The organism is Paenisporosarcina quisquiliarum (assembly GCF_027563315.1).
GTDB classification, from domain to species: Bacteria; Bacillota; Bacilli; order Bacillales_A; family Planococcaceae; genus Paenisporosarcina; species Paenisporosarcina quisquiliarum.
Genome location: NZ_JAMKBJ010000018.1, coordinates 40,119 through 54,574, shown reverse-complemented (window position 1 = coordinate 54,574; position 14,456 = coordinate 40,119). Strand labels below are relative to the sequence as shown.

The 14,456-nt window shown below is 42.4% G+C and carries 15 protein-coding genes; all 15 read right to left on the bottom strand.

The genetic code is table 11. The features are described 5' to 3' along the window. Positions 1–330: 330 nt before the first annotated feature. The 15 genes from lysS to hpt all read right to left on the bottom strand — a co-directional run bounded on the left by lysS (position 331) and on the right by hpt (position 14,447). On the bottom strand, positions 331–1,821 hold the full coding sequence (lysS, locus tag M9R32_RS15200; RefSeq protein WP_269927595.1) for a lysine--tRNA ligase: 1,491 nt from the start codon (positions 1,819–1,821) through the stop codon (positions 331–333). A 193-nt stretch (positions 1,822–2,014) separates the two neighbouring features. Next, positions 2,015–3,040 (bottom strand): tRNA dihydrouridine synthase DusB, encoded by a 1,026-nt coding sequence (dusB, locus tag M9R32_RS15195; protein ID WP_269927594.1) that lies wholly within the window; start codon positions 3,038–3,040, stop codon positions 2,015–2,017. 17 nt (positions 3,041–3,057) lie between these two features. Continuing rightward, entirely contained in the window at positions 3,058–3,270 is a 213-nt protein-coding gene (locus M9R32_RS15190; RefSeq protein WP_269927593.1) for a helix-turn-helix domain-containing protein, read from the bottom strand. Further along, positions 3,222–3,740 carry a 2-amino-4-hydroxy-6-hydroxymethyldihydropteridine diphosphokinase gene (gene folK, locus M9R32_RS15185; protein ID WP_269927592.1) on the bottom strand — a complete coding sequence of 173 codons (519 nt, stop codon included), beginning with the start codon at positions 3,738–3,740 and terminating at the stop codon, positions 3,222–3,224. The genes M9R32_RS15190 and folK overlap by 49 nt, the downstream gene beginning before the upstream one ends. Further along, positions 3,737–4,105 (bottom strand): dihydroneopterin aldolase, encoded by a 369-nt coding sequence (folB, locus tag M9R32_RS15180; RefSeq protein ID WP_269927591.1) that lies wholly within the window; start codon positions 4,103–4,105, stop codon positions 3,737–3,739. Before folB ends, folK begins: the two co-directional genes overlap by 4 nt. 14 nt (positions 4,106–4,119) lie before the next feature. After that, positions 4,120–4,971 carry a dihydropteroate synthase gene (folP, locus tag M9R32_RS15175; RefSeq protein ID WP_269927590.1) on the bottom strand — a complete coding sequence of 284 codons (852 nt, stop codon included), beginning with the start codon at positions 4,969–4,971 and terminating at the stop codon, positions 4,120–4,122. Then, positions 4,968–5,825, bottom strand: coding sequence for an aminodeoxychorismate lyase (gene pabC, locus M9R32_RS15170; protein WP_269927589.1), 858 nt, complete (start codon positions 5,823–5,825; stop codon positions 4,968–4,970). Before pabC ends, folP begins: the two co-directional genes overlap by 4 nt. Continuing rightward, positions 5,825–6,418, bottom strand: coding sequence for an aminodeoxychorismate/anthranilate synthase component II (pabA, locus tag M9R32_RS15165; RefSeq protein ID WP_269927588.1), 594 nt, complete (start codon positions 6,416–6,418; stop codon positions 5,825–5,827). Before pabA ends, pabC begins: the two co-directional genes overlap by 1 nt. Further along, positions 6,415–7,833: an anthranilate synthase component I family protein gene (locus tag M9R32_RS15160; RefSeq protein ID WP_269927587.1), complete on the bottom strand. Its 1,419-nt coding sequence runs from the start codon at positions 7,831–7,833 to the stop codon at positions 6,415–6,417. Before M9R32_RS15160 ends, pabA begins: the two co-directional genes overlap by 4 nt. Positions 7,834–7,936: 103 nt before the next feature. Then, entirely contained in the window at positions 7,937–8,866 is a 930-nt protein-coding gene (gene cysK, locus M9R32_RS15155; protein ID WP_269927586.1) for a cysteine synthase A, read from the bottom strand. A gap of 123 nt (positions 8,867–8,989) precedes the next feature. After that, positions 8,990–9,928, bottom strand: a complete 939-nt coding sequence (locus M9R32_RS15150) for a peptidyl-prolyl cis-trans isomerase (protein ID WP_269927585.1) — start codon at positions 9,926–9,928, stop codon at positions 8,990–8,992. Next, complete coding sequence (gene hslO / locus M9R32_RS15145) at positions 9,912–10,793, bottom strand: Hsp33 family molecular chaperone HslO (protein ID WP_269927584.1); 882 nt, start codon at positions 10,791–10,793, stop codon at positions 9,912–9,914. The genes M9R32_RS15150 and hslO overlap by 17 nt, the downstream gene beginning before the upstream one ends. Positions 10,794–10,809: 16 nt before the next feature. After that, positions 10,810–11,574, bottom strand: a complete 765-nt coding sequence (locus M9R32_RS15140; protein ID WP_269927583.1) for a type III pantothenate kinase — start codon at positions 11,572–11,574, stop codon at positions 10,810–10,812. A 190-nt stretch (positions 11,575–11,764) separates the two neighbouring features. Continuing rightward, a complete protein-coding gene (gene ftsH / locus M9R32_RS15135; protein ID WP_269927582.1) occupies positions 11,765–13,774 on the bottom strand; it encodes an ATP-dependent zinc metalloprotease FtsH in 2,010 nt (669 codons plus the stop codon). 130 nt (positions 13,775–13,904) lie between these two features. Further along, positions 13,905–14,447, bottom strand: coding sequence for a hypoxanthine phosphoribosyltransferase (hpt, locus tag M9R32_RS15130; protein ID WP_269927581.1), 543 nt, complete (start codon positions 14,445–14,447; stop codon positions 13,905–13,907). Positions 14,448–14,456 lie beyond the last annotated feature (9 nt).

Sequence of the window (14,456 nt, the reverse complement as noted above, 5' to 3'; positions counted from 1 at the left end):
TAAGTTCAAGTTTCGCTTCCCACACCGAAGTGTGTTCCGCTTTATTGTTGACGTTTTGCTGTTCAGTTTTCAAGGTTCATTTCGTTGGTCACTCTCGCGACAGCAACTTTTATATCTTAGCAAATCCAGTTTGTCATGTCAACAAAAAGTTTTGCTTTTTCATTTTTGTTTGCCGCTTGTTTTGGCGACTTGATTACTATACCACCATCCAAAAGACCGCACAAGTCTTTTTAAAATTAAAAGATTATTAAAATAATAGACGCTAAATTCTTCCCTAAAAACAGAAAAAGAAGCCAGGTCGAAACCCGGCTTCTTTCTTATAAGAATTGATTAATCACGGTGACGCATTTGCGGGAATAACAGTACGTCGCGAATCGAAGGTGAATTCGTTAACAACATAATTAAACGATCGATTCCGATTCCAAGTCCACCTGTTGGTGGCATGCCGTATTCTAACGCTTCGATAAAGTCGTCATCCATTTCATGCGCTTCATCGTTACCCGCTTCTTTTTCAACAAGTTGTGCTTCAAAGCGCTCGCGTTGATCGATTGGGTCATTTAGTTCCGTGAAGGCATTTGCATGTTCACGACGGACAATGAATAATTCAAAGCGATCTGTGAAACGACCATCTTCAGGGTTTTTCTTAGCTAAAGGCGAGATTTCCACCGGGTGTCCATAAATGAATGTAGGTTGAACTAATGATTCTTCTACTTTCTGTTCGAAGAACTCGTTAAGAACATGTCCCACTTCCATAGAAGGTTTCACATCTACACCGTGCTCTTTTGCAAAAGCGTGCGCTTGTTCTTTTGTCATCTCGGCCCAGAAGTCTACTCCAGTAACTTCTTTGACTGCATCTGCCATGTGCAGACGTTTCCAGCCTGGAGATAAATCAATTTCATCTTCTCCATACATTACTTTCGTTGTTCCAAGGACATCTTGCGCAACATGTGCAATTACATTTTCAGTTAACTCCATGATGTCACGGTAATCAGCGTATGCTTCATACAGCTCAAGCATTGTGAATTCAGGGTTGTGTCGCGTTGAGATTCCTTCATTACGGAATACGCGTCCGATTTCATACACTTTTTCAAGTCCACCAACGATTAAACGTTTTAAGTGAAGCTCGATAGCAATGCGCATATATAAAGTCATATCCAAAGCATTGTGGTGCGTAATGAATGGACGAGCTGCAGCTCCACCCGCAATTGCATGCATAAGTGGCGTTTCAACTTCAAGGAAACCTTGACCATCTAAATAACGACGCATCGATTGGATAATACGACTACGTGTAATGAATGTATGTTTGCTATCTTGGCTTGTAATTAAGTCTAAGTAACGCTGACGGTATCGTTGTTCCACATCTTTTAAGCCATGGAATTTTTCAGGCATTGGACGAAGAGCTTTCGTCAAGAATGTAAACTCTGTCGCTTTAACCGAAAGTTCTCCAACTTGTGTACGGAAAACCGTACCACGAACACCTACGATATCCCCTAGATCAGCAGTCGTGAACAAGTGGTAAGCTTCTTCACCAATTGCATCTTTGCGGACATAAATTTGAATTTGACCGTCGAAGTCTTGAAGGTGGGCGAATCCAGCTTTCCCTTTTCCGCGCTTCGTCATGATTCTTCCAGCAATCGTTACTTCTTTTGGTTCTTCATCTAATTGTTCTTTTGAAAATTGATCGAATTCCGTACGAATACCTTCAGATAAATGTGAACGTTCGAAACGTCCACCAAATGGATCAAGTCCACTTTCACTTATAGAAGTCATCTTTTGGCGTCTCACCAAAAGTTGATCGTTTAATTCATCTAAATGAGACATATTCATTTCACTCCCTTTTCTATTGATAGCTCCGATTAGCCATTCATAATGAACCTATTGTACACAATTTCACAAACGTCTTCACGTCTTTATCGATATTTCAGAGAAATCCTTCAGAATTTCCATAATTCTGAAAAATAACTTCTATATATAAAAGAGCTATCACCTAAAGTGACAGCTCTACTTTCCTGTATTACATAACGCTAGTTTCAAGTTCCCGACCTAAAGCCATTTGCTCATCCGCAAAGTTATTAATCAATGAACGCAACTCTTGTGCGGACTCCGTTTGGTTAATTAAGTTACGGACTTGTCCGTTTCCACGAATGCCCTTTAAGTACCATGAAGCATGTTTACGCATTTCTCGAACGGCAACATGTTCACCTTTAAGTGCCATTAAACGTTCGAAGTGAAGTAAACAGACATCCATTTTCTCACGAACAGATGGTTCTGGTTTCAATTCGCCAGACTCCAAATATTCAACCGTGCGGTAAATCATCCAAGGATCACCTAAAGCTGCACGACCAATCATAACGCCGTCAACGCCAGTTTCCTCAAGCATTCGCTTCGCGTCTTGGGGTGTTTCAACGTCTCCGTTACCAATAACCGGAATGTTGACGTTTTCTTTCACTTGGCGAATGATATCCCAGTCTGCATGGCCTTCATACATTTGCACACGAGTTCGTCCGTGAACGGCTACCGCCGCTCCACCCGCACGTTCAACTGCTTGTGCGTTTTGAACTGCATATAAATGATCTAAATCCCAACCAGTACGCATTTTAACACTCACGGGTTTCTTCACATTATCTACAACTGCCGCAACCATTTCATAAATCTTTTCAGGGTCAAGCAGCAGCTTAGCGCCGGCTTCACATTTAATGATTTTCGAAACTGGGCAACCCATATTGATATCGATAATATCCGCTGTTGTGTTTTGATCTACATATTTAGCAGCTTCAACAAGCGTTTCCTTGTCGCCACCGAAAATCTGCAATGACAACGGGTTTTCCCTGCCGTCAATGTATAGCATGTTCATTGTCTTTTCGTTCTTTTGCACGATTCCTTTATCACTGATCATCTCAGCATAAACAAGTCCCGCTCCAAATTCTTTAACGGTCAATCGGAATGCTGAGTTGCAAATACCGGCCATTGGCGCTAATACTACTCGGTTATCCATGACGTGTTCCCCAATTTGAAATGGCTTGTCACTCATTCCAGTCATCGTTCATCCTCCTTTCCTTATGAATTTGTTTCACCCATTAACTCTTCTACTTCTATATTCAGCACGGATGCCATTGTATCTAGTTGTTGTTGTGTTGGTACTCGAGTTCCACGCTCGATTTGTCCTAATATCGATGTCGACATTCCAATTTGTTTGGCAAAGTCGAGTTGTTTCATCGCTTTTAGTTTTCTAAACGCACGAATGCGTCTACCCCATCGATTGTTTTCCATACGTGAACGCCTTCTTTCTGTCCTTCTACATACTCGCGGAAAGGCACACCCGTTACTGGATGTATGCCTTCAGGCAATAATTCCATTAACGGAACGAGAACGAATCCTCGCTCATGCATACGCGGATGAGGGACAGTCAATTTCTCTGACACTATATTTTCATCATTAAAGAGCAAAATGTCAAGGTCTATGCACCTTGGCCCCCAGCGAAATTCACGAATCCGTCCTAGAGTCTGCTCTGTTTCTAGGCAAATGAAAAGGATTTTATCTGCAGGTAAATGGCTTTTGATCTCAACGACAATATTTAAAAAAGGCGCTTGCTCAGTATAACCAACCGGGTCCGTCTCATAAACCGAAGATACCGCCGTGACTTCAATGTGTTTTTGTTCTAAGAGCATTTGCACTGCATCTTGCAACATCTCAAGACGATTACCTAAATTTGATCCTAACGAAAGATAAGCGGTGTTCATACATATGTACCTCTTGTAATTTCCACAGCCACAGAACGATAATGACCAGGAATCGGAGGATCAGGTTTAATCACCAACACCTTGCAGCCTTTAACTATTCCTTTAAACTTCGATAAAATTTCGGTTGCGATTCGCTCTGCGACAGATTCAACAAGCTTCGCTGGTTCGCCTTCGACAATCTTTTGGCATACGAAGAATGCTTCTGCGTAGTTCACTGTTTTCTCGAGATTGTCAGTTTGCCCCGCTTCCTGCAAGTCGACAGCAAGTGAAAGCGTTACGCGGAATCGTTGGCCGAGTTTCGTTTCTTCAGCGAACACACCGTGATAGCCCCAAAATTCCATTTCATTCACATGAATATAATCCATTTCATTCGCCCCTCTTAACGTTCTATATATGGTGTTTTACCTGTCAGTACATCCATCATTCGTACAGTGCGAACGATTTCTTTTACATCATGCACTCGCATGATATGACACCCCTGCATAATGCCGAAAGATACGGTCGCCGCCGTTCCTTCCAGACGTTCCTCCACGGGCAGATTCAAAATATTGCCTATCATTGACTTACGGGATGTGCCAAGCAATACAGGATAGCCCATTTCCATTACTTCTTCTAAATGGCGCATCATCCAAATGTTTTGTTCAGTTGATTTCCCAAACCCAATGCCGGGATCCAACCAAATTTGTTCATCAGGAACACCCGCATCTTTAGCGATTTGCACACTCTCTTCCAGTTCCTTGCATACGTCTGGAATGAAATTTGCGTATTCCGTGTTATCGCGATTGTGCATCAATATAATCGGCACTCCGAGTCTAGCTGCCACTTCTGCAATTTCAGGCTCACGCTTAGCTCCCCACACATCGTTGATAATATGAGCACCTGCAAGGATGGCGGCTTCTGCCACTTTCGCTTTATACGTATCAATCGAAATGGTCACATCCATTTCGCGTACAAGCGCTTCGATAACAGGAATGACACGTGATATTTCTTCTTCTTCACTTACCGCAGCATGGCCAGGACGTGTGGATTCACCACCGACATCAATTATTTTCGCTCCGTCAGCCACCATTTTCTTGGCATGAATGACCGCTTCTTCAACTGCATTAAAACGTCCACCATCCGAAAAGGAGTCTGGTGTTGCATTTAGTATTCCCATGACAATGGTTTCTTTATGAAAATCAAAGACCGTCCCTTTCACTTCGAACGGTTTTGAGTAGTGTTTTAAATTCACTGCGATCGCTCCTTAGTTAGCTGTTCCACTTGCTCTACGTATCGTTCGTGTAACTGCGAATAGATGAAACCGTCCTTGCCAGCAAAAGTATTCGATCCAAGCTTTCGAATGGGCACTAATTCTTGTACTGCATTCGAGATAAATACTTCACTGGCCATTTCAAGCCTATCCGGCGTAAATAAATCTTCAACTACATGGAGACCAAGTTTCTTTGCTTCGCTTATAATCCAGTCACGCGTAATTCCAGCTAATATGCCCGTTTCAAGCGAAGGGGTATATAAGACATCTTCACTAACCCAGAAAATATTAGAGGTGATGCCTTCAGCAACATGTCCGGCTTCTGTCAAAAAGAACCCTTCCTGCTCTGCGAGTGAAGGAAGTTCTAACCGGGCACGAACGTTGTTGGCATAATGATGTGATTTGTAGCGAATGCCACTTTCGGGTGTATTGCGACGCGTCTCTAACCATACCGCGGATTTTTCTTTTCCTCGTGTCATTGGCGGGAGCGACTTTCTAAATAATATCACGGTCGGTTTTTCATAGACCGCTGGCGCTAAGCCGATATCATGAACTCCAGCTGATACGTTCAATCGAAAGTACCCATCTTCTCCGCCACTGCGTTCATTTAATTGTTGAATGACCGCCATCAACAAGACCGAATCTAACTCGACTTCGATTCGAAATTCATCGAGGGCACGTTTCAATCGATTCAAATGTTCTGTAAGTAGAAAGGGTTGTCCCGTATACGTACGGAATGTTTCAAAAAAGCCCAAGCCGTAAAGAAAGCCATGGTCAAAAGGAGAAATGCGCAGCTCATCCGCTTTGACAAATTCCCCGTTCATCCAAGCCCACACTATGCTTCCTGCTTCTTTGCCGAATGGCAATACGTCTGAATGAAATTACGCAAGAGCTGTTTTCCGACTTCCGTCATGATGGACTCTGGATGGTACTGAACACCTTCAATTGCATAGTCGCGATGACGAAGTCCCATGATTTCACCTTCTGCAGTCCAGGAAGTCACTTCTAGACAATCTGGTAGTGATTCTTTTTCGACGATTAAGGAATGATAGCGCGTCGCAGTAAATGGATTTGGCATTTCTGCGTTTACTCCTTTTCCATCGTGATGAACTGGAGACGTTTTACCGTGCATTAACCGTTCCGCGCGAATAACATTTCCACCGAACGCTTGTCCGATCGATTGATGACCGAGACAAACACCGAATATCGGGATTTTACCAGCGAAATGGGTAATGACTTCTAGACTGACGCCAGCATCATTTGGTGTACAAGGTCCAGGAGAAACCACAATCATTTCCGGTTTTAACGACTCGATGTCTGCCATTGTCAATTCGTCATTTCGTTTAACAAGTAACTCTTCGCCAAGTTCTCCGAAATATTGAACCAAGTTATAAGTAAATGAATCGTAGTTATCAATCATTAAAATCATTTATTGCCCACTCCTTCCGCCATTGCTTTTGCTTGCCAAAGCGCTTTTGCTTTATTTAACGACTCGATATATTCGTTTTCAGGACTGGAATCAATGACAATACCCGCTCCTGCTTGAATATGTGCAATGCCATTCCGTACAAATGCCGTTCGGATAACAATATTGAATTCAAGGTCTCCCGTGTAACCAAGCCAGCCAATAGACCCTGTATATAAACCACGTCTTACCGGTTCGAGTTCTTCAATGATTTCCATTGTTCGGATTTTTGGTGCACCCGTGATGGTACCTCCTGGGAACACCGCACGAATCACTTCCGCATTCGAAGTGTTTGCAGCAAGCGTACCTCGTACATTCGAGACAATATGCATGACGTGCGAATATTTTTCGATGACCATAAATTCGTTCACTTCGACAGAACCGTAAGAAGAAACACGACCTAAATCATTGCGCTCCAAATCTACGAGCATCACGTGTTCGGCACGTTCTTTTTCATTATCGATTAATTCTTTTGCTAGCAACTCATCTTCTTCTTCGCTCTTCCCGCGTGGACGTGTTCCAGCAATCGGCCGTGTCGATAACTCGTCTCCTTTTTTCTTAACAAGCAATTCTGGAGATCCTGATACGACTGCAAACTCAGGTGATTGAATAAACGCCATGTATGGTGACGGATTGAAGGAACGCAATGCCTCGTAGTATGTAACTGGTGAAACGGACAAGGCTTTCGACTGACGCACAGATAAGTTGACTTGGAATACATCCCCTTGACCAATATACGTTTGAATGCGACGCACCGCTTCTTCGAAGGCCGGTCCAGTCATCGAGACATGCAGCTCGGTGTGATCTTCCCGTACTTCGGTTGCCACTCCTGGTGAAAATACTCTCGAAGCTACGCCTCTTTTAGCCGCTTCCATCCACTTGTCACTTTCAGCTTGCAAATCGACTGAAGCTGTTGAGATATGCATGATATGTAGGAGTTCCTTTTCAATATCTAATACTGTCCATTGGTCGAGTAAATAAAAGTACAGGTCTGGAATGTGTAAATCATCCTCTGCCTCATTAGGCAACGCTTCGATTTGGCGTGCATAATCATACGTAATGAAACCTGCCGCTCCACCTTGGAAATCCGGCAACTCCGAGATATGTTGGAACCGATATTCAGCTACCAATTCTTCCACCAACTGCAATGCTTCTCCCTGTCTTTCTTCCACTTCTCCGTCGCGCCACTCAATACGTAATCCATCTTCCGTTGATTCAACGACTGCAAGAGGATTCCAAGACGCGACACTATAGTTACCACCTCTACCGCTTTCCATCAAAATGTGGTGAGATTCATGTTGAGTCAAATATTTATAGGCATAGTAAAATTCATCTTTATTTAAAGAAATTGTCGTTGTATGTAATTGAACATCACGCATGTTCGGTCTCCCCCTGAATAAACAATTATCGTTTTCATCTTATCGTGAATGACCCTTTGAAAGCCACAAAAAAGAGAGAACGTCTCCGCTCTCTCTACTTCCATTATTGTTGATCATCAAATTGGTACAATGGTGTACTTAAATAACGTTCCCCGTTCGAAGGAAGGATTGCTAAAACTTTTTTGCCTTTTCCTAGTTTGCGCGCCACTTCGAGAGCAGCATAAACAGCAGCTCCTGACGAAACTCCACCTAGAATTCCTTCTTCACGTGCCACTTTTCGAGCAGTTTCATACGCATCTTCGTTTGAGACTTGAATGATTGAATCGTAAATTTCCGTATTCAACACTTCAGGAACAAAACCAGCGCCAATTCCTTGTATTTTATGCGGTCCTGGTTGACCACCCGATAAAATAGGTGAATCCTTTGGCTCAACCGCTACAATTTCAATGCCTGGGAAGTTCTTTTTCAATACTTCTCCAGCACCTGTAATCGTTCCACCAGTTCCTATACCAGATATGAACGCATCCAGTTGATCCATTGCTTCTACAATTTCCGGTCCTGTTGTTAGACGGTGCACTTCCGGATTTGCAAAGTTATTGAATTGTTGTGGCATAAACCAGCCTTTTTCTTCAGCAAGTTCCGTTGCTTTTGCAATGGCACCTTTCATTCCGTCAGGTCCTGGAGTCAACACCAAGTCTGCTCCATACGCACGCAATAAATTACGTCGTTCTAAACTCATCGTTTCAGGCATAACAAGCACAGACTTGTAACCTTTTGCCGCTGCAATCATCGCAAGCCCAATTCCCGTGTTACCACTCGTCGGTTCGATAATGGTATCGCCTTGCTTTAACTTTCCATCACGCTCAGCAGCTTCGACCATTGCAAGCGCAATGCGATCTTTTACACTACTGCCAGGGTTGAAGAATTCTAACTTTAAGTAGACCTCTGCATCTTCAGGTCCTGTTAAACGATTTAATTTTACAATCGGGGTTTTCCCTACTAAATCTGCTACTGAATTTCCTACACGTGTCATTTCCTCACTCCTAATCCCAAGTATTTCAATTGGTTTTTGTTTCCTTAATTCTACCAATTTGTCGGACACATCGCAAACAAAAAGCAGCCCCCTGAACGAATCAGAAAACTACTTAAGTATATGTTATTCACCATAAAACCATTCGGTGTCAAATTCTTTCCAAAAAGCTTCCGGTGATACAGATTGCGGTAGTTGCTCCAACGCTAGCTCTCTCTTAATCTGATTTTTTACATCGTCATATGAAAAAGCTTGTCCTTCTGCGATATCTTGCACATACACAATACCGTATCTCCCATCAGAGAGCGGAACAGGATCACTATATTGGTCTATTTCCAGTTTACTAACTGCCTCCAAAACGGAAGAGTCCACGTTTTCCTGACCTTCCGAAATAAAACCAATATCCCCACCAAGACTGGCAGATGATACATCAACTGAACGCTCTCGAGCTAACACATCAAAAGATGAGCCATTTTTAAGTTCTTTTACCGTTTCCTGCGCATCCGATTCGGACTGTAAGACAATTAAACTGGTCCGATAAGTCGTCGGGATATTATACAGGGATTGATTTTCATCATAGAACGTTTGGATTTGCTCATCTTCAATGACCACGTCTTTTGTTAACACTTTATCTAAGATTAATTGTGCACGCATTTTTTGTCGTTGTATTTCACCATTAAGTGATTGGACTTGGGAGTTTGTACTATCTTGAGCAGAACGAATCAAAGCAATTTCCAGATCGATTTCTTTATCCGTTACTTCAATATCGTATTTCTCCGCTGCCGCTTCCATCACTTTTCCATTTACCAGTTCAAGAAGCGTCTCTTTTCCGTACTGCTCTTCCATCGCTACCATCCAGTCCTCACGGGTAATTTCTTCCCCGCCGACTGAGGCAACTTTTTCGCCACCGCCACTCGGTCCATTGGGAATTAACCATGCGATGAACCACAAAATGTTGCCAAGCAATAATAGACCCAATACCATAAGCACTGGTTTAGTTTTTAATTTCCTCTGAGTAGGTCGACCCTCAATCGGACGACGATCTTTATTATGATTTAATCTCATCGATATAAGATTCCAGTTCTTCTTGTGAGTAGTGATAAGTTTCCATACAGAAATGACATTGCGCTTCTGCACTTCCATCTTCTTCAATCATTTCTCGAATTTCAGCTTCACCCAACCCTAAAATGGCTGTGCCGAAACGCTCTTTTGAGCAGTTACAATCAAATGAAACAGGCATTTGGTCAAGAATTTGGACATTTTCTGCACCAAGTATTTCTTGTAAAAGCTCTTCAGGAGACAATCCTCTTGCGATTAACTTCGAAACAGGCTCCATCGAACTCAATTTTTCTTCGATAATTGTAATCGTCTCATCTTCAATACCTGGCATCAACTGAATAATAAACCCGCCAGCAGCCAAAATCGTATTATCCGGATTCACGAGTACGCCCAATCCAACAGACGACGGAACTTGTTCAGAAGCTGCAAAGTAATACGTGAAATCTTCGCCTAATTCACCTGACACAATCGGTACTGAACCCGTAAAGAAATCACGAAGTCCAAGATCTTTCACAATCGTCAACATACCGTCTGTGCCAACCGCACGACGAACATCAAGTTTTCCATGTTCATTTAAATCAAAGTGAGTTTGCGGATTCGATGCGTATCCACGCACTTCCCCTTTTGAATTGCTATCTACAATAATGGCACCAATCGGGCCTTTTCCTTCTACTTTTACCGTTAACTTATCTTCACCTTTAAGCATAGCACCCATCATGACACCAGCCGTCATTGTTCTACCCAGGGCAGCCGATGCAGTCGGCCATGTTCCGTGGCGTTGTTGCGCCTCTCCAACTGTATCTGTTGTGCGCACAGAAAATGCGCGTACTTTTCCATCAAATGCTAATGCTCTTACTAAATAATCACTCATTGTAATTCCTCTTTTCTTATTGATTACGTTCGTATATTAAATGCAAACCTTTTAAAGTCAAATAAGGGTCAATCGTGTCAATCACAGTTGATTCCTGTGCGATTAAACTAGCCATACCACCCGTCGCGATCACAGTGGGTTCTAATTTACTTTGTGCTTTCATGCGATTTACGATACCTTCAACTTGTCCCACATAGCCATAAACAATACCAGCTTGCATCGCTGAAATCGTGTTTTTCCCGACGACATTATCGGGTTGTGTCAATTCTATCCGTGGCAATTTCGATGCTCTTGCAAATAGGGCTTCGGTTGAAATTCCGATACCAGGTGCAATCGCACCTCCCATATATTCACCTTTTTCGTTGATATAACAATAGGTTGTCGCCGTACCGAAATCCACAATAATCAGTGGAGGACCGTATTCTTCGATTGCCGCGACTGCGTTGACAATCCGGTCAGCACCTACTTCGCGAGGATTCTCATACTTAATATTTAAGCCAGTTTTTACACCTGGACCTACCACAAGCGGTTTAAGGCCAAAATATTTCTGACACATCCGCTCCAATGAAAACATAATAGGCGGCACAACAGAAGAAATGATAATTCCATGAATTTGAGTGAACTCGATACCTGCATGGTTAAATAAAGCCTTCACTTGCATGCCGTATTCATCTTCCGTCTTGTAACGATCAGTTTCCATTCGCCAATGGTGAATAAGTTGGTCATGATCATAAACACCCAGCACAATATTCGTATTTCCTGTATCTAAAACAAGTATCATTGTTGTACCTCACATATTCCATAATTAAGTTGTCCGTAAATGTGCCTAATTTTACTCAACATCATCTAGCGACAAGCAGTCAATTCAGTCTATCGCTTTTCTGTAAGTCATCATACCATAACTCAATGTGCATAAAAAAGCTGATTGACTTCCGCAGTGGGAGGTCAACCAGCTTAATTGGTTTCAGTTACTATTTACGGTCTTCTTTAATGTCTCCAGAAGGTTCAACCGTCGTTTCTTCCTTCGGTAAGTCTGCAATTGATGGGTCGTTAGGTGCGCCTGTAACATCTGGTGTCACTTCGTCAACCTTTGTCGTTTCTACAACTTCTTTTTTGTCTGCAGCTTCATCTTTTGAAACTTCATGCGGACGAACCGGTAAAGTACCATGTTCTTTTAAGTGTAGAATTTGACCAGCATCAAGTGTTTCCACTTCCAGAAGTGTTTTCGCAATCAATTCAAGCAAGTCGCGTTTTTCCGTCAAAATTTCTTTTGTACGAGCGTACTGCTCTTTAATCATGCTTTGCATTTCTTGGTCAATTTCGTAAGCAATCGCATCTGAATAGTTTTGCTCAGAATTGAAGTCACGACCTAAGAAGACGTTTCCGCCTTGCGCTTGACCAAACTGCATCGGTCCGAGTTTATCACTCATTCCGTACTCAGTTACCATGCTTCGAGCAATACTCGTTGCACGTTGGAAGTCATTGTGAGCTCCAGTTGACACTTCACCGAAGACGATATCTTCCGCTACACGTCCACCAAGTAAACCAGAGATCTTATCAAGTAACTCAGGTTTCGTCATGAAGTAACGATCTTCTTTCGGTAACATCACGGCATAGCCGCCTGCTTGCCCACGAGGAACGATGGTTACTTTATGAACGATTTCAGCATCATCTAGTGTCAATCCAATAACAACGTGCCCTGCTTCGTGATAAGCAACAATTTTGCGTTCTTTTGCAGATATGACTTTGCCCGTTTTCGCAGGACCCGCAATAACGCGGTCAGTTGCTTCATCGATATCAGCCATATCAATTTTTTTCTTATTGCGACGAGCAGCAACTAAAGCCGCTTCGTTTAATAGATTTTCTAAATCTGCACCAGAGAAACCTGGTGTGCGTTGTGCGATTGCTTTTAAATCTACATGCTCATCTAAAGGCTTGTTGCGGGCATGTACTTGAAGTACCGCTTCGCGACCTTTAACATCCGGGCGACCAACCGTGATTTGACGGTCAAAACGTCCTGGACGAAGAAGAGCTGGATCCAGAATATCCGGGCGGTTCGTTGCAGCTACGATAATAATTCCTTCGTTTGCTCCGAAACCATCCATTTCAACTAGTAATTGGTTCAAGGTTTGTTCACGTTCATCGTGACCACCACCAAGACCTGCTCCACGTTGACGACCTACTGCATCAATCTCATCGATAAAGATGATACATGGTGCATTTTTCTTTGCATTTTCGAAAAGGTCACGCACACGAGATGCCCCGACCCCAACAAACATTTCCACAAAGTCTGAACCACTGATTGAGAAGAAAGGTACGCCTGCTTCTCCTGCTACTGCACGAGCAAGCAATGTTTTACCAGTACCTGGAGGACCTACAAGAAGAATCCCTTTAGGAATACGTGCTCCGATTACATCGAATTTGCGAGGGTCTTTCAAGAATTCAACCACTTCTACAAGTTCTTGTTTCTCTTCATCTGCACCAGCTACGTCATTGAAACGCACTTTTTTCTTTTCATTGTCATATAATTTCGCTTTACTTTTCCCAAAATTCATCACACGGTTACCGCCACCCTGCGCTTGGTTCAACAAGAAGAAGAACAGGATAAAGATGATAATGAATGGAATTAAGCCAGTAAAGAACTGCACCCAACCACTTGTTTCAGGTGCTTTCAAGATTTTTACGTCTTTTGTTGCTGCAGCGTCAGTAATTTTCGAATAAATAGATGTCATTTCAGGAGGAATATTGGTGACGAATTCTTCGCCTTCTTTATAATCCTTCATCGTGCCTCGTATTTCATAAACCCCTTGGTCTGGCTGCATGGAGAATTCTTTTACTTCTCCATTGTCTAACGCTGTTATAAACTCGCCTAAATCGATATCTTTGGTTGGTTCTTTCCCGCTGTTAAACGTACCAAAAATCCCGATAATCACGAGGAATATTAATAAATAAAATATGGTGTATCGAAATATTCGATTCATCCCAAGCCTCCTCACAAAATATACAGAAAAACTACTGATAATCTTATCATACGCAGAAAAAAGGGTACAACGATATGCCTTGCTTTTTACACGCTAATATTTAATTCATGACAGATTTTCGATTGTGCTTTTAAAATGAGTAAACTTCTTTCTTTAAAACACCTACGTAAGGCAAGTTACGATATTTCTCCATGTAGTCCAATCCGTATCCTACTACAAACGCATCCGGCACAATGAAACCGACGTAATCTGCTTGTAAATCCACTTTACGGCCAGTCGGTTTGTCTAACAATGTAACTACTTTGATCGACTTAGCTTTACGATATTTGAATAGATCGACCAAATAACTAAGTGTCAAACCGCTGTCGATAATATCTTCTAAAATTAATACGTCACGACCTTCAACACTTGTGTTCAAGTCCTTGACGATTTTCACTTCACCAGAAGATACAGTTGCATTTCCATAACTGGATACATCCATGAAATCAATTTCCATATATACATCCATACGTTTCATAAGGTCCGCCATGAATGGCATTGCACCTTTAAGCACACCGATTGCAAGTGGGAATTTGTCGCTGTAATCAGCCGTTAATACTTCGCCCAATTCACGGATTTTTGTTTGTAATTGTTCTTCAGAAATCAACACTTCTTGAATATCTTTTTCTAACATAGGGGGTTC